Below are 15831 nucleotides of genomic sequence, written 5' to 3' on the forward strand. Positions count from 1 at the left end.
GGACGGCCCCGGGGCAAGCCCTCTGCTCTAGGCCCGCTTCAGGTGCACCGCCACCGTCTCGCTGACGGTCACCGGCTGGGCGTAGTCCGGGTCCGTTGCCGTCGCGCGGGCCTCGACCTCGACGTCGCCGCGCTGGAAGGGAACGTCTCCGGTGGGTACGGCCGTCGCGGTCCAGGCCGCGGGAGAGCCCGGCGTGCAGGACACCGGCGTGGTGAAGGAGCCGCGGATGAGCTTCTGCTTCTTCACCTGGGTGACGTCGCCCGACACGTCCACCTGTACCGGCTTGTTGCAGCTCACCGTCCCGTGCAGGGTGGCTTCGCCGTTCAGGGTGCTCGCGGTGCCCTCCACGGCAACGGCGAGGCCGAGGTCGAGCTCGGCCGGCGGAGTCGGGTTGTCGATGTGGACCTCGCCGCGCGCTGCGGCGGTGCCTCCCTCGCAGTGCTGCACGAAGGTGGCATCGAGCTTCTTCACATAGCCCTGCGGGCCGAACTCCACCTCGGAGATGGTGAACTCGCCGGTGAGCGTGTTGCAGCCGCGCCCGTTCCCGCTGATGTCCAGCCCCGGCTCGGTCGGTTCGTTGAAGGGGTGGCGGGTGGCGCCGGTGTAGGTACCCGGCGCGAGGGTGTTGCCGGAGGGCGCCGCGAGATCGAGGGACCACCAGTCACCGTTCGCCGCGTCGACCCAGAGGCGGACCGAGTTGTTGGCGTTGTCGGCTGAGATGTCCAGCCGGTCCTCAGACGCCGTCGAGTAGGCGTAGGACTGGCCTTGGCTGATCCAGTCGCCCTCGTCGCCGCTGAAGCTCAAGGATCCTTCGGTGACGGGCAGAGCGTGCGCGTCGGTGCCGGACACCAGGCCGGTCGTGCCGGTGGCCATGCCCAAGGTCAGTACGAGGACGGCTGTGGCGCGGGCCAGGACGCGTTTGGGCGCGCTGAGTCTCATTGATCTCCCCCTGAGAGATGAAGTACCCCGTTGCCGAAGCGACCGTGATCCATGCGACGGCGGAGCGAGTCTGTCAACCAGTGTGGCCTGGGGCAACTAAGTTTCGGGCGACGGCAGTTGTGGTTCCGGCCAACACGTGAGGAACGCCGGAGCGGCACGGCTTCTTCACACGGGGACTTGTTGGCCTGGCGCTGCCCGGGCACCCAGGAAGGGGTTGTCGGTCGCGGAGGAGGCCTGGGCGTGGTCCTCGTTGCATGCATGGTGCTGCCGGTGGTGGGGGTCCTGCTGTTCGGTATGGACCGGCTGGAGGCTTGGTTGATGCGCTCGGTCAAGGCGCCTCGCCATGCCCGGCCCCGTCACCTGCGGCTGATTCAGGGCGGGAGGGGAGGATCCGCCACCCGGTCACGCGGTCGCCGATCGTCTCACGCCGCTTGATCTCGGCTTCCGGGTCGAGCCGATTCAGCGTCAGCGAGTGGGTGGGACGAACTCGGGCTGGTCCAGCATGCGCAGCCAGCTTCCGTCGGGCTGGCGCCGGACGACCTGTGCCCGGGCGCCGGCCCCAACCTTGGGTGGGGTCGAGGCGAGAGCGATGTCGCCGTTGACCAGCGTCGGCAGGGGTGATTCCGGCTCAAAGCGGGGAGCGTTGGCCAGCACCTTCTCCCACAGCGCGCGGATCGCCTCCCGGCCCACCGTCAGCTCGCCGGGCGGGTAGGCCAGCACCGCATCCTCTTCGTAGAGCGCGGCGACCCCAGCCGCGTCACCCGCGTTGGATCGCTCGACGAACAAGCGGGTGATGTCTTCGGGCCGCATGGCCTTCTCGTACTCCGGCATGGGTTTCCTCCGTGCGAGGTCGGGTTCCGGTACCTCTCAGCGTGGTCGGCGGTCTCTCAGAAGTCCAGCAGCTGGATTTTCTGAACACTAGAATTTCCAGTTATGGAGCTGAGGCAGTTGGAGTACTTCATCGCCGTCGCCGAGGAGCGCAACTTCACGCGTGCGGCCGAGCGGGTGCACATCAGTCAGTCCGGCGTCAGCGCCCAGATCCGCCAGCTCGAACGGGAACTCGGCGCCGAGCTGTTCGACCGGTCCGCCCGCACCGTCACCCTCACGCCCGCCGGGAAGGCCGCGCTCGAACACGCCCGTACCGCACTCGCGGCAGCCGGGGCGGTCGGCCAGGCGGTGGGCGAGGTGACGGACCTGATCCGAGGCCGGCTTACCGTCGGGATGGTCATCGGCTGCACCATCACCCCGTTGTTCGACGCCCTCGCCGCATTCCACGAGGCACATCCCGGAGTGGAGATCTCGCTGCTGGAGGACAGCTCCGACCGGCTCGCCGAAGGGGTGCGTACAGGCACCGTCGACATGGCGCTCATCGGTACCGCAACCGCCACCCCCGACGGTCTGGCCGCGCTGACCGTCATCAGCGAACGCCTCGTCGCGGCGGTTCCGGCCGGGCACGCCTTGGCGAAGCGGCGGCGGGTCACCCTGCGCGACCTGACCGCCCACCCGATCGTGTGCATGCCGCCCGGCACGGGCCTGCGCGCGGTGTTCGACCAGGCCTGCGCCGCCCAGAACCTCCAGCCCACTATCACGCTGCAGGCCAGCGCCGCCGATGCCATCGCCGGCCTCGCCGTCCGCGGGCTCGGCGTCGCCGTCCTCAGCAAATCGATGGCCGAGAGCTACCGCGACCAGCTCACCGCCCGCACCATCGATGACGTCGACGTACCGGCCCTGCTTGCCCTGGTCTGGAGAAGCGCGCACAACCCCGCGGTGCGCGAGTTGCTCGTACACAGCCGACGAGCGTTCACCAACACCACATCTCATCAGCGGTAGTTCAGATGCCGTTCCAGCCAGTCGGCCGCCGCACGACGGAACAGGCGCCGGTTGTCCGCGCGCAGGAAGTCGTGACCCTCATCGCGCAGGGTCAACAGCTCGGCGTGGATGCCCCGTTCCCGCGCCGCCCGTACGAACTGCTGGGACTCCCCCGGTGGCACGTTGGTGTCGTGTTCGCCGTGCACGGCAAGCAGCGGAACACGCAGCGCCTCGATGCGGCTCATCGGTGACAGGGCGCGCAGCAGCTCGCGGTCGCGCTCCGGGTGGCCGTACTTGTGCGCCGCGGACTCCGAGATCCACGGCTCCGTACCGGCGAAGAAGGTCAGGAGGTCCGACATGCCGCAGACGGCGACTCCGGTGCGAAAGAGGTCCGGGTGCCACACGAGGGAGGCGAACGTCAGATAGCCGCCGTACGAGCGGCCCATGACCGCCAGCCGCGTCGGATCGGCGGGGCCCGCGGTGACCGCGTGCGCCGCGCAGTCCGCGACGTCGTCGAACGCGGCGAAGCGGCCCGCGCCCAGGTCCGCGTCGACGAACGACCGGCCGTGGCCCAGGGATCCGCGGACGTCGGGGGCGAAGACGTCCAGGCCGCGCCCGGTCAGCTCGTGGTAGAGCGGATTGAAGACCGGGCGTTCCTGTTCTTCGGGGCCTCCGTGCAGGTGGATGACGCACGGTGCGGGTTCGTCGGGGGCGCGCCCGGGCGCCCGGTAGTACCAGCCGCCCAGCGGCAGCCCGTCGCGTGCCGTCAGTCGCAAGGGGACGGGTCGTACCGGTGGGCGCCCCGGCGGGACGGCGTCCTCGTCCTGGGCGGACCAGGGCGTGCGCAGCACGGACACGCCTTCGTGGGCCCACCAGACACCCGGTCGGCGTTGCGACCCGGACAGTGCGACCAGCAGCCGCCCGGCTCCGGCGGCGGTCACCCGGGTGACGACCTCGTGGGGCAGGGGCAGGGGACGTGGCGGGCCGGTGTCGTCGGAGGCTGCTCCGGTGTCGTCGGAGGCTTGCCCGGTGGGGAAGGTCTCGACGAGTTCCAGCTCGCTGGCGCCCTGCACGTTCCATGCCAGGGCGGCGGTGTAACCGTCGTGTGCGATGGCGAGGAGTTCGAGGTCGTTTCCGTCGCGTTCCGCTGCGACGGACGTACTCTGCGGCCTTCCACCGGCGTCCAGGGCGACGGCGACGAGCGCCGCGTACTCCCGGTCGGCGTTGCTGCGCAGCCACAGCGTCCGCCCGTCCGGGGAGAACCGTCCGATCCAGGGGTCGCCGTCGGCGACCGGCAGGGCGCAGGTGGTGGCCGAGTCGGCGGTGCGGAGGACGACCGCCTCGCGCCGTCCGCGCGGCCCCCGGCGCAGCAGTGCGAAGCGGCCGTCATGGCTGAGGTCGCACGCGCGCAGGGAGGCGGCGTGTGTCTCCGTGGTGAGCAGCACGGGGGAGGCGAGGCCGTCGGGGTCGATCAGGTAGACCGACAGGCCGCCGCCGGGCCGGGCGGCGGGAGCCGTGGTGTCGGCCGGCGTCCCGGTGGGCCCGGTCCTCGACGTGGCGTCGTACGCGGCCGGGCCGAGGAGTGTCGCGTGACCGTCCCGCTCCGCCCAGTCGGCCCCCGGGCGGGCCCCGGTGAGCAGGCCGTCCTCCCGGCCGCCGTGCTCCAGCAGGGTCTGCCCCACCGGGGCCGGAGCCGCGACGGTGACGGCGACGGCCGAGCCGTCGTGCGCCCAGCACCCCAGATACGCGGAACCCGCCAAATCGGCCCCGGCCAGAATGCGGCGGCCGGTGCCGTCGGGGCGTACGCAGAGCACGCGCGTGTGTTCGCCCCCGCCCGGCGCGGTGGTGTACGCGATCCAGCGGCCGTCCGGTGACCAGGACACCTCTTTGACGGGATCCGGTGAGGAGTCCAGCAGGCGCACCTCGTGGCTGCCGACGGGACCGGCCCACAGCTGAGGCACGCCGCCCCGGTCGCAGATGAAGGCCGCCTCGGTGCCCTCGGCGTTGGCGGAGGGGTACCAGCAGCCGTGCGCGCGCAGGCGGGTCACGGCGTCTCGGGGGCCGCCCGCCTCGGGCAGCGTCACCAGTGCGGGCGCGGGCGCGGCGGCGTCGGCAGTGCTCGGCCGGTCCTCTGTCCGGTCGTCCTTCAGCGACGTCCGGCCGTCCCTCAGCGACGTCGGACCGTCCTTCAGCGACGTCCGGCCGTCCTTCAGCGATACGGGCGCCGGACCCAGGGTGCCGGGAGCGGGCGGGGCCGGCGCCGGGCCGTCCACCGCCCGCATGCCGCGGTCGCCGGTCACTTGATTCCGTGCGTCTGCAGCCATATCTCCAGCAAAGCTATCTGCCACAGGGCGTTCGCGCCCCGCCTGGTGCGGTGCTCGTCGGGCGCCTGGAGCAGCTCGGCGACATACGACTCCTGGAACAGTCCGCGCTGCTTGGCCTCCGGTGCCTCGAGGGCCTCGCGCACCCGCTGCAGGACGGGTCCGGCCATGTGCCGGATCGCCGGTACCGGGAAGTAGCCCTTGGGGCGGTCGACGACCTCGCGGGGCAGAAGCTTGCGGCCCGCCGCCTTCAGCACGCCCTTGCCGTCGTCGGCCAGTTTGAGTTCCGGCGGGCAGGCTGCCGCCAGCTCCACCAGTTCGTGGTCGAGGAAGGGCACGCGGGCCTCCAGGCCCCAGGCCATGGTCATGTTGTCGACCCGCTTGACGGGGTCGTCGACGAGCATGACGTGCGTGTCCAGGCGGAGCGCGGCGTCCAGCGCGGTCTGCGCGCCGGGAACCGCCATGTGGTCGCGGACGAAGTCGCCCGAGACGTCACCGTCGGGTAGCAGTTCCGGGCGCAGGATGCGGGCGAGATCGGCGTGCGACCGGTCGAAGTACGTCTCGGCGTAGCGCTCCGGTTCGTCCTCGCGGGAGACCTCGGCCAACCGCGGGTACCAGTGGTAGCCGGCGAAGACCTCGTCGGCGCCCTGCCCGCTCTGCACGACCTTCACCTCCTTGGACACCTGCTCGGACAGCAGGTGGAAGGCGACCACGTCGTGGCTGATCATCGGCTCGCTCATCGCGGCGACCGCCCCGTCCAGCGCCGTGGAGACCCGCTCGGAGGGAACCATCATCCGGCGGTGGTCGGTGCCGAACTCCCTGGCCACCAGGTCGGAGTACAGGAACTCGTCGCCCTTCTCACCGCCCTCCGTCTCGAACCCGACGCTGAACGTCTTCAGGTCCCGCTGGCCCTCGTCGGCCAGCAGAGCGACGATCAGACTCGAGTCGAGCCCGCCCGAGAGCAGCACGCCGACCGGCACGTCGGAGACCATGCGGCGGCGCACGGCCGTACGCAGCGCGTCCAGGACCGCGTCCCGCCATTCGTCCGCGCTCATACCGGCGTACTCCGCCCGGCGTGTGTAGGACGGCTGCCAGTAACAGTGATCCTGGTGGGTGCCGTCCGGCTCGATGACCCGCACCGTGGCCGGGGGAAGTTTGCGCACGCCCTTGAGGACGGTGTGCGGCGCCGCGACCGTGGCGTGCCAGCTCAGGTACTGGTGGAGGGCGACCGGATCGAGTGAGGTGTCTACGTCTCCGGCGGCGAGGAGGGCGGGCAGCGTGGAGGCGAACCGCAGCCGCTGCGGTGTCTGTGCCAGGTACAGCGGCTTGATGCCGAGGCGGTCACGGGCGAGGATCACCCGGCCGGTCCGGTGCTCGACGATCGCGAAGGCGAACATGCCGCGGAAGTGCTCGACGCAGGAGGTGCCCCACTGCAGGTAGGCGTTGAGCACCACCTCGGTGTCCGAGGTCGACTCGAAGACGTGCCCGAGGCGGCGCAGCTCCTCGCGCAGCTCGGGATAGTTGTAGATGCAGCCGTTGAAGACGCCGGTGACCTCTCCCCGGGCGTCCGTCATCGGCTGCCCTCCCCGGTCCGACAGGTCGATGATCTTCAGTCGCCGGTGTCCCAGCGCCACCGCGCCCCGCGTCCAGGTGCCCTGCCCGTCGGGTCCGCGGTCGGCCAGCCCGTCGGTCATGCGTCCGACGGCCGCCAGGTCGGGCCGCTCGCCGTCGAAACGGATCTCCCCGCTCAGACCGCACATGACGTCCCGCCTCCCTTCCGGGTACCGGCGGCGGTGCGCCGCGACGGAATTAGCGGTGCCCGCCCTCCGGACGGGATCCGGGGGGTACTGCACGACATGACAAAACCCTTTCTGCACGGGGACAGGACATACGTTCCACAACGGGGGCGGAACGCACCACGGCGGGCGGTGATGCCCGAGAAGGCCGGGCCGACGGAGGTGGCGAGCGCCTGCAGCCCGGCGCTGCGCGCGGAAGCTGCGGGACCGGTGGCGGTCTCATGACACGCACCACCCATCAGAGGCCGATGGCCCCCGGCGCCCCGGAACCGGCGGAAGAACGCGGGCCGCGCCCGGCGACGGCCGGGGTGAGCCGGGGGCCGAGCGGCGTGGAACGGCGAGGTGCGCGTTCGCCGCGGGTCTCGGCGATCAGCATGTCGACGCAGGCGAGGACATCCTCCTGCTGTGCCGTACGGCGGATGCGCCGGGCGGCGCTTCCGTCCGCGAGGACCGCCTCGGTCAGCCCGAGGACGGTGTCCCAGTCCCCGTGGGCCTCCAGGGCGGGCCGCAGCCGGGCGAGCAGCTTGCGCAGGACCTGGCGTGCGGGTGCCGCGCGGTGGGTCTCGGGGTCCACCAGGGCACCTTCGAGGCCGGACCGGGCGGCACGCCATGCCGCGCCCCGCAGCCACTCGTGCCGACCGGTGCAACTGGGACCGCGCTCGCGCAGCCGTTCGAGGGCCTCGGTCACCAGGGCGCGGAAGAGTCCGGCGATGAGCACGACGGTCTCAGCACGTGGACAGGCATCGCATATGCGCAGTTCCAGCGTGTCCAGATGGGAGGAAGGGCGGACGTCGTAGTAGATCATCCCCGGGTCGCTGATGATCCCGGCGCGTACGGAGTCCTCCACCGCCGCGTCGTACTCGGCCGCGCCGGAGAAGCAGCCGGCCGGGCCTGCGGTGGGCCAGCGCTGCCACACCATGGAACGCCAGCTCGCGTACCCCGTGTCGGCCCCCTGCCAGAAGGGCGAACTCGTGGAGACCGCCAGCAGCACGTGCAGCCAGGGCGCGACCTCGCACATGACCTGTACGGCGGTGTCGCGGTCGGGCACGTCCACGTGAACCTGGGCACCGCAGATGAGCTGCTCGTCGGCGACCTTGCGGTACTCCTCGGCCATATGGAGGTAGCGGGCGTCGGCTGTGGGGCTCGCCGCGTCCGCGGGCCCAAGCGGGGCCGTCCCCGCGGCCACCACGGCCAGGCCCTGCGCGGACGCGGCCGCGTCCAGCTGCCGTCTCAGGCGGGTGAGGTCGGCGTTCAGGCCGTCCAGAGTCGCGTGCACCGAACTGTTCGCCTCAACGGTGCACTGGTGCAGTTCTGTCGTGAAGGTCTTCTGGGGAAGCCGCCGCAGGAGCGCGTCGGCGCGCGGCACCAGCAGTCCGCTCTCCACCTCCAGGACGTGAAACTCCTCCTCCACACCGATGCGCATAGTCAATGTCACTCCTACGTATCCGAGCGCTGTTCCCTCGGCGGGTACGAGACCCGTCCCTCGACGCTGGGCGGTTGTGATGACCTGCGAGTTCCCAGCTCATCCGGGGATAAGCACAGCAGTGCGAATGTGACACTCCGGCCCCACGGATGAGCACAGACGCGGCCCGGCTCGTCACAGGGAAGTCACGCTCTGTCGACTGTCAGGGTGGTCATGATCGGCATGCGGGCGATAAGTCACGTGCCGCGGTTGCCGACCCCTAGAAGTGCACACACCTCGATCAGGCCACCGCATGCGATGGAGGAGCACAGTGAGCAGGGACGAGGAGTTCAAGAAGAAGTTGAGGGTGCTTCGTGAATTCGAGGAGGGAGTGAAAGGGGCAGCCCGGGGCGGTGCGGCTGGAATGGCCGGCAACCATACCCTCCATGCGTCGAACGTCCGGGCAGGGCGGGACTATGCCCAAGCGGAAATCGACAAGCTGACCCCGCACAAAGGAAGCAGCCAACAAGCAGACGCAAAGCTGGAAGCAGCCACCGTCGTGCGGGACACTCTCAACCGTGTCCTCGGCGAAAGCTGAGTGTTCGTTTCGGCTTTGAGGTGTGCGCACTGAAGGTGATACGCCCAGCCCACGTCAGCGTCTCCTCCGCTGCAGCACCCTTGCTCCGGAACCTGAGCTGTGACTGACTGGCAACGGCGCCGAGCGGGGAGCGGGCATGGGCGACTGGGTCGTGATCGCGGAGTACTACAGCGACGTGTACAGGACCGAGTTCATCCGCCGTGGGCTGGAAACTGAGGACCAGGCGCTGAAGGCGCTCCGTGCCGCCGTCCACACGTATGTACCGAGCAGAAACATCGTCGAGAAGCGGCGCCGCGTGTACCGCTTCACCGACCAGGAGACATACCTGGTGGTGATCAAAGGCAAGCTGTCGGAGTGGGAGTGCACCCTGCGCATCGCGGAGCTGATCTCCGACTCGACCGACCCGGCCGTGGCCGGGCGCTCGCAGAGGGACGACGGCGCGGCGCAGAGGGGTGATGAGCCCCAGGACCGGATCCCGCCCGGCTGCTGAGCGGCGGATCGAGCTGGCGCTCAAGGTGCGGTTCGTCCGCTCTACACGCCCGACGCATCGTCCCGGCGGTGGCCGATCGCGATCAGCGCGCGGTCCAGGACCTCCTGGACCTGGCCGACGGCCGAGATCGCGGTCACCACACCCTGAGCCTGGTAATGGTCGACGACCGGTGTCGTCTCGCTGCGATAGACCTCCAGCCGCTTACGAATAGTCGCCTCGCGGTCGTCATCGCGCTGGTACAGCTCGCCGCCGCAGACATCGCAGACTCCTGGCGCTGCAGGCGGGCTGTAATCGACGTGGAAGATGTGGTCGCGGCCCTGACGGCACAACCGTCGTCCAGCGATCCGCTCGACCACCTCGGCCTCGGGAATCTCCAGCTCCAGCACGGCATCCAACTTCGACCCCGAGTCGGCCAGGAGGCCGTCCAGCGCCTCCGCCTGGGCCCGATTGCGCGGGAAGCCGTCCAGCAGGAATCCCGCCTCGGTGTCCGGACGGGCAAGACGCTCCTCGATCACCCCGATCGTGACGTCGTCCGGTACCAGACGGCCGGCGCGTAGGTGCGCGTGGGCGTTCCGCCCAAGCTCGCTTCCCTGGTCGATGTGCTCGCGGAACAGGTCACCGGTGGAGATGTGCGGGATCGACAGATGCGCGGCAAGACGCACCGCCTGCGTGCCTTTGCCGGCCCCGGGCGGCCCGATCAGGAGGATGCGCATCGATGAGGTGTCCCTTCGTCATGAACGGCCGGCCAGTCGTCCTTGGGGCATACGATCGCAGCGCACCCTCCTCGTTGCCCATCCGGTAAGCCCCCCTTGAGGGTGGGGAAAACCACACGCCGGAGCGGTTCACCGGCACGGAACCCTCGACGGGGCCCGGTCATCACCCAGTTGACGGTACGTCCGAAGCGCTGGCGGCCGGTTTGGCGCGGACGACAGCCTGGTCTCCTCGGGGGCCGAACAGGTGCAGGATCTCCACGGTGTTGGTGTCCGCCGGGCCGAACCAGTGGGGCTCGGTGGTGTCGAACTCGGCCACTTCGCCCGGCCGCAGCGTGACGTCCTGCGACCCGAGGATCAGGCGCAGCCGACCGGCGAGGACGTAGAGCCATTCGTAGCCCTCGTGGGTGACCAGTTCCGGCTCACGGGGTGCCAGCACCTGCTTGAAGACCTGCACTCGGCCCGGGTACTGCGTCAGGGGTACCAGGACGCTGCCGCGCCCCTTGCGCACGGGCCGCAGGTGCACCCGGGGGTCTCCCGTGGCCGGTGCCGCCACCAGCTGATCGAGTGCGACGTGGTGCGCCCGTGCCAGCGGGATGAGCAGGTCCAGCGTAGGGCGGCGCTTGCCCGATTCCACCCGGGACAGCGTGCTGACGGAGATCCCCGTCGTGGTGGCGAGTGCCTCGAGTGTGAGTCCCCGTTCCTGGCGCAGCTTGCGCAGCCGGGGCCCGATGCCGTCGAGGATCTGCTCCAGCTCCGCGTCCTCGCGTTCTGTGTTCATGGACCCAGTTTTGCAGTGTTCGCAAAACTGCTGGGCCGCGACCCCCGCTCGGGGTGAGCCTAGCCGGGCATTGTTCCCGCAGATCAGAGGCAGGCCATGACCGCCACGACACACTCTGTTCCACCCCTGCTCAGTGCGCGCCGACGCTGGACGGTACTGGCCGTCTGCTGTCTGAGCATGTTCCTGGTGGGCCTCGACACGACCATCGTCAATGTGGGTCTGCCGGCCATCGGGGCTGGCCTGGATGTCGACACGCACGGTCTGGAATGGATCGTGGACGCCTACACCCTCGTCCTGGCCAGTCTGCTGATCTCCTCCGGCGCGCTGGCGGATCGCTTCGGACGCCGCCGGGTGTTCCAGTGCGGGCTGGCCGTGTTCGGCGTGGCCTCCCTGCTGTGCGCGCTCGCCCCGTCAGCGGGCGTACTCATCGCGGCCCGCGCGCTGCAGGGCGTCGGTGCCTCCATGCTCAGTCCGGTGGCGCTCGCGATCGTGGTGAACGCGATGCCGGACCCGAAGGAACGGGCGCAGGCGATCGGTATCTGGGCGTCGGTGTTCGGGCTGAGCATGGCCGCCGGGCCCTTGACGGGTGGCGCGCTGCTCGCGGTGCTGGACTGGCGGGCGCTGTTCTGGATCAACGCTCCCGTCATCGGCGCCGCTCTGCTGCTCAGTGCGGTGTTCGTGCCGGAGTCCCGGGCACCGCGGGCCCGGCGGCTCGACCTGCCTGGGCAGATCCTGCTGACCGTGGTCCTCGCCGTCGTGGTCGGCGTGCTGATCGAAGGGCCGCGCATCGGCTGGACCTCGCCTGCGGCGCTGGCGGGATACGCGGGTGGCGCCGCGGCGACAGCCGCATTCGTGTGGGTCGAGTCCCGCCGACCTGAGCCGCTCATGGATCTGCAGCTTTTCCGGCGCCCGGTCTTCAGCGGTGCCGCCGTCGGCGCCGTGGCGGTCTTCGTCGCCTTGAGCATGACGCTGCTGCTGAACACCCTCTACCTGCAGCACACCCGGGGATGGACGCCGCTGGCCACCGGCGTGGCGACCTTGCCCCTGGCTCTCGGAGCGACCCTGTGCGCCCCCTGGTCCGGCCGCATGGTCGGCCGCACGGGACCGCGGCTGCCGCTGTTCCTGGCCGGCGGTTTCATCACGGCCGGTGCTCTGTGCCTGGTGCGGCTCACCCCGCACACGAGCGTGTTCCTGCTGCTGGCCGCCTACGCGCTCATCGGCATCGGGTTCGGCTTCGCCAATGCCCCGATCACCAACACCGCGGTCAATGGACTGCCACGCGACCGTGCCGGTGTGGCCGGGGCGATCACCTCCACCGCACGGCAACTCGGCTCCGCCATCGGCATCGCTCTCGCCGGGGGCCTGGTCGCCGCTGCCGGGCCGACGGAACTCGCACACGCCTCCCGCCCGGGCTGGATCCTGGTCGCCACCTGCGGCGTGCTGCTCTTCCTCGTCGCCCGCATCTCACCGCCGAAGGAGGCCCCCACGAGCCCCGCCTCGCCATCACCTCGGTGAGCCAAGCGCGCCGCCGTCTCGTCGAGCGCTGCCGAACACCCGCCGCTCGACGGGAGCTGGCGGCGCGGGAAGTCTGCAAAAACTGCGTTGATGGGACAGGCAGGTACTGCCCGCCTGTCCACCGGGCTACCCGCGCGGGGTTACGCCTTCGTCCGCGTCACGTCCGGCTGCCGTTGAGGGTGTCGGCCAGGCTGATACGGGCCGTGATCCGCTTGCCGACCGGCTCCTGCTCGACGGTCAGGTCCTCGGTGACCGCGTGAACGATCTCCAGACCGTGCTGGCCGACCCGGCTCGGATCGGCGGGCCGGGCCACGGGGACCGTCGGATCGCTGTCCCACACGACGACGTCCACCGCGCGGGCGCTGACGCGCAGCTCCATCAGGACCGGTCCGGGGGCGTACTTGCGGGCGTTGGTGACCAGCTCGCTCACCACCAGTTGCGTGAGATCTCTCGCGCAGGCGGAGACCGGCAGCCGGTGGTCGGCATGGGCCCTGTCGAGGAAGGCCGCGGCGTGGTGGCGGGCATGCGCGATGCACGCGTCGTCGCCCTCCAGCGCGTAACCGGCCCGCATCAGACATTCATCCGGCGTCGTACAGCCGTCACCGTCGGCTTGCTCCACTGGCCTCGCCCTCATTCCCCGCTGATGCGCGCGCCAGTACCCGATTCCTCGCCACGCATGCCCGCAGGGGGTGCCCAGTACAGCCGTTCGAGTGAATCCGGCTGGGCGGTGGGGCAGAATCGTCCGCGCACGCCCCGATCCGGGCATGCCCCACGCAGCCGAAGAGACGGTGACCCCCATCGAGAACGCCAACCGGCCCGCCCGGCTCTGCAGCGAGCTGCGCATCGTCTCCGGTATCCGTGTCGTGTCCCTCCGCGGCGAGATCGACCACGACGTCAGGGACGTGCTCGGCGAGGCTCTGCGCGTGGAGGCCGGTGCTCAGCGGCCCCGCATCGTGGCGGACCTCAGCGAGGTCACCTTCATGGACTCCAGCGGCATCAATGTTTTCGTCGCCGCCTATCAGCAGGTGAGCGCCGCGGGCGGCTGGGTGCGCATCGCCGCGGCACAGGAGTCAGTCCTGCGCGTCCTGCAGCTGGTCGGTGTCGACGACGTCATCCCCTGCCGCCCCAGCGTCGAGCAGGCCATGGCGGACTGATGGCACCGGCCGGGCGGATCGGTGCCCGCGTTCGACGGCGACCTGATTCCTGCCGCCGTCTCCCGCCGGGCACCGGCTTCGTCAGGCGTCCGCGAGAAGGGGGTCGTACGGGGTGTTCGTCCGGCGGCCCGACATGAAGGACAGGAAGTCGCTGACGAAGGCGCTCTGGCCGTAGCTGCCGTCGGTGGCGGTGAGGTCGCGGTGGAAGGCAGTGCGGAAGAGGGCCTGGTACTCGTCGGCGTCGATGGTTCCGCTGCCGTCCTTGTCGGTGGCGTCGAAGAGGACCTCCGCGACGCGGATGAGCGCGGGTCCGGCAAGGGCGGGGACGGCCGCGGCGTACTCTTCGGCGCTGACGCGGCCGTCGCCGTCGGTGTCCAGGGCCGCCTGCAGCTCGCGCCACCAGGCGGCGAAGGCGTCGTAGAGCCGCGTCTCCGCGGGTTCGTCCAGGTCGAGGCGGGTGGCGAGTTCGCGGGCCATGGCGGCGAGGTCGGGCCAGTCGAGGTAGCCGTCGCCGGTCTGGTCCAGCACCTGCCGGAAGAACTCCTCCGCCGAGCGCCGGCTCTCCCCGGTGCCCGCCGCAGGGGCCGGTGCGGAGGCGGCGTCGCCGCTCAGCGGGGTCAGGAGGCGCATCAGGGCCGATGCCCGCTTCATGCGGGCGCGCAGGGCGGTCACGGTCCGGGCGCGGGGGTCGTCGCTGTCGGGTGACAGGGAGACGACTTCGATGATGCTTTCGGCGTCGATCCAGCCTTCGGGCAGAAAACGGGTGAGCCCGGCGGCGAGGTAGGCCCCCTGCATGAGGGTGGCGGCGCCGGGCATCTCGATCAGTCCGGCCCGGCGGCGGTACGACTCGGGGAGCGAGGCGACGGTGATGGCGCCGAGGAGCGGACCGACCACCGCCCGGCCTGCCGCCCACAGGGTCGGCGCGCCCTCGAACAGCGCCGGGGCGGGCAGGTGGTCGAAGAGCCGGTAGAGGATGACCCGGGCGGCCTCGGTGTTCTCCAGCTCGTTCTCGACGACCTGGTCGAAGTACCGCCAGAAGTCGTGCAGGTCCTCGGGCAGTTCCCCGGCGTCGCCGTCGAGCGCGGCGAGGTACGAGCGGTACTCGGCGTACATCCGCTCCATCGTGTCCTGATCGAGTGGCTGGCCGCTCAGTCGGCACATGGTGACGGCGCTCTCGAAAAGGGTGGCGACCACCCAGGCCCGGGTCGCCCGGTCCATCGCGTCGTAGGCGCGCCCGCGGGCGTCGGTGCCGCTCATGCGGGCGTGCAGCCGGTTGAGCCGGGCGGCCTCCCGCTCGCGTGCCACCGGGTCGGCGCCGAACATGCGCCGCATGCTCAGGAACGTGTTGCGCAGCCGGCGCCAGGGGTGGGCGACGAAGGTGGAGTTGTCGACGAGGGCGGCGCCGATCTGCGGGTGAGCGGCCTCCAGCACGGTGGCACGGATGATGGCCAGCGCCCAGCGCGGGTCGTCGAAGAAGGCGCTGAAGTGTGACTCGGGGCCGAACAGGGGTGTCTCCTCGGCCCTTTGGGTGGGTAATGCGGTCACGACGGATCTCCGTTCGTCCGGGGCGGCACGCCACCGAAGCGGCGGTCGCGGCGCCGGTAGGTGTGCAGACAGGCGAGGAAGTCGGGGGCCCGGAAGTCCGGCCAGAGCACCTCAGGGAAGACCCACTCGGCGTAGGCGACCTGCCACAGCATGAAGTTGGAGATGCGCTGCTCGCCGGAGGTGCGGATGACGAGGTCGACGTCCGGGGTGTCGGGGAAGGGCAGGTGGTCCGCGAAGAGCCGCTCGCTGACCTCGTCGGCGGGCGTCCCGCTGCGGATCAGGGACCGGGCGGCCTCGACGATGTCGCGGCGCCCGCCGTGGTCGAAGGCCACGGTCAGCGTCATCCCCCGGTTGTCAGCGGTCAGCGCCGCCAAGTCGGCGAAGTCCTGCGCCAGTTCCCCGGGGATGCGCCGGTCCGCGGCGCCCAGGAAGCGGCAGCGGATGCCGCGGGCCAGCAGCAGCGGCGCGTGCTTGCGCACGACCCGGCGCACCAGCCGCATGAGGTAGTCGACCTCGGGGCCGGGACGGTTCCAGTTCTCGGTGGAGAACGCGTACAGGCTCAGCCACTCGACACCGGCGGTACGGGCCGCCTCGATGATGTCGATGACGGTGCTCTCCGCTGCCCGGTGTCCCGCCGTGCGGGGCAGCGAACGCCGCAGCGCCCAACGGCCGTTGCCGTCCATCACGCAGGCCACGTGCCGCGGCACCACACGCGCCGGCCCGACGTCTGGACGCACCTCGGCGTCGGCCCCGCCCCACTCAGCCACACCC

Annotated in this window: 15 protein-coding genes; 5 read left to right on the forward strand and 10 right to left on the reverse strand. The window is 70.8% G+C overall.

Features of this window, described 5'->3' with window-relative positions; translation table 11 throughout:
* Window positions 1-27: 27 nt before the first annotated feature.
* Window positions 28-939 carry a hypothetical protein gene (locus ACFYW5_RS33285; RefSeq protein ID WP_389420864.1) on the reverse strand — a complete coding sequence of 304 codons (912 nt, stop codon included), beginning with the start codon at window positions 937-939 and terminating at the stop codon, window positions 28-30.
* Between the two features lie 465 nt (window positions 940-1404).
* Window positions 1405-1770 carry a YybH family protein gene (locus ACFYW5_RS33290; protein WP_389420865.1) on the reverse strand — a complete coding sequence of 122 codons (366 nt, stop codon included), beginning with the start codon at window positions 1768-1770 and terminating at the stop codon, window positions 1405-1407.
* A 102-nt stretch (window positions 1771-1872) separates the two neighbouring features.
* On the opposite strand from ACFYW5_RS33290, the gene ACFYW5_RS33295 reads away from it, so the two are divergent.
* Window positions 1873-2769 (forward strand): LysR family transcriptional regulator, encoded by an 897-nt coding sequence (locus ACFYW5_RS33295; RefSeq protein WP_389420866.1) that lies wholly within the window; start codon window positions 1873-1875, stop codon window positions 2767-2769.
* On the opposite strand, the gene ACFYW5_RS33300 is transcribed toward ACFYW5_RS33295, so the two are convergent.
* From ACFYW5_RS33300 to ACFYW5_RS33310, 3 genes are all read right to left on the reverse strand, one after another.
* Window positions 2760-5072 (reverse strand): S9 family peptidase, encoded by a 2313-nt coding sequence (locus ACFYW5_RS33300; RefSeq protein ID WP_389420867.1) that lies wholly within the window; start codon window positions 5070-5072, stop codon window positions 2760-2762. The two genes, ACFYW5_RS33295 and ACFYW5_RS33300, sit on opposite strands and share 10 nt — an antisense overlap.
* A complete protein-coding gene (locus ACFYW5_RS33305; protein WP_389420868.1) occupies window positions 5045-6829 on the reverse strand; it encodes an N-acetylglutaminylglutamine amidotransferase in 1785 nt (594 codons plus the stop codon). The genes ACFYW5_RS33300 and ACFYW5_RS33305 overlap by 28 nt, the downstream gene beginning before the upstream one ends.
* Before the next feature lie 274 nt (window positions 6830-7103).
* Window positions 7104-8288: a glutamate--cysteine ligase gene (locus ACFYW5_RS33310; protein WP_389420869.1), complete on the reverse strand. Its 1185-nt coding sequence runs from the start codon at window positions 8286-8288 to the stop codon at window positions 7104-7106.
* Window positions 8289-8598: 310 nt separating this feature from the next.
* Between ACFYW5_RS33310 and ACFYW5_RS33315 the strand changes: the two genes are divergently transcribed.
* Entirely contained in the window at window positions 8599-8865 is a 267-nt protein-coding gene (locus ACFYW5_RS33315; RefSeq protein WP_389420870.1) for a hypothetical protein, read from the forward strand.
* 136 nt (window positions 8866-9001) lie between these two features.
* Window positions 9002-9355, forward strand: a complete 354-nt coding sequence (locus ACFYW5_RS33320) for a hypothetical protein (protein ID WP_389420871.1) — start codon at window positions 9002-9004, stop codon at window positions 9353-9355.
* Between the two features lie 41 nt (window positions 9356-9396).
* On the opposite strand, the gene ACFYW5_RS33325 is transcribed toward ACFYW5_RS33320, so the two are convergent.
* Both ACFYW5_RS33325 and ACFYW5_RS33330 read right to left on the reverse strand, forming a co-directional pair.
* On the reverse strand, window positions 9397-10068 hold the full coding sequence (locus tag ACFYW5_RS33325; protein ID WP_389420872.1) for an adenylate kinase: 672 nt from the start codon (window positions 10066-10068) through the stop codon (window positions 9397-9399).
* Window positions 10069-10231: 163 nt separating this feature from the next.
* A complete protein-coding gene (locus ACFYW5_RS33330) occupies window positions 10232-10846 on the reverse strand; it encodes a helix-turn-helix domain-containing protein (protein WP_389420873.1) in 615 nt (204 codons plus the stop codon).
* A 96-nt stretch (window positions 10847-10942) separates the two neighbouring features.
* Between ACFYW5_RS33330 and ACFYW5_RS33335 the strand changes: the two genes are divergently transcribed.
* Entirely contained in the window at window positions 10943-12361 is a 1419-nt protein-coding gene (locus tag ACFYW5_RS33335; protein WP_389420874.1) for an MFS transporter, read from the forward strand.
* Window positions 12362-12518: 157 nt separating this feature from the next.
* On the opposite strand, the gene ACFYW5_RS33340 is transcribed toward ACFYW5_RS33335, so the two are convergent.
* Window positions 12519-12932, reverse strand: a complete 414-nt coding sequence (locus ACFYW5_RS33340; RefSeq protein WP_389420903.1) for an ATP-binding protein — start codon at window positions 12930-12932, stop codon at window positions 12519-12521.
* Window positions 12933-13125: 193 nt separating this feature from the next.
* Here ACFYW5_RS33340 and ACFYW5_RS33345 point away from each other — a divergent pair, with 193 nt between their 5' ends.
* Window positions 13126-13515, forward strand: coding sequence for an STAS domain-containing protein (locus ACFYW5_RS33345; RefSeq protein WP_389420875.1), 390 nt, complete (start codon window positions 13126-13128; stop codon window positions 13513-13515).
* Between the two features lie 81 nt (window positions 13516-13596).
* On the opposite strand, the gene ACFYW5_RS33350 is transcribed toward ACFYW5_RS33345, so the two are convergent.
* Together ACFYW5_RS33350 and uppS are read right to left on the reverse strand one after the other, a co-directional pair.
* On the reverse strand, window positions 13597-15060 hold the full coding sequence (locus ACFYW5_RS33350; protein ID WP_389420876.1) for an oxygenase MpaB family protein: 1464 nt from the start codon (window positions 15058-15060) through the stop codon (window positions 13597-13599).
* Entirely contained in the window at window positions 15057-15827 is a 771-nt protein-coding gene (uppS, locus tag ACFYW5_RS33355; RefSeq protein ID WP_389420877.1) for a polyprenyl diphosphate synthase, read from the reverse strand. The genes ACFYW5_RS33350 and uppS overlap by 4 nt, the downstream gene beginning before the upstream one ends.
* Window positions 15828-15831: the final 4 nt, after the last annotated feature.

Source organism: Streptomyces sp. NPDC002779 (assembly GCF_042888685.1).
In the GTDB taxonomy this organism is placed as follows: Bacteria; Actinomycetota; Actinomycetes; order Streptomycetales; family Streptomycetaceae; genus Streptomyces.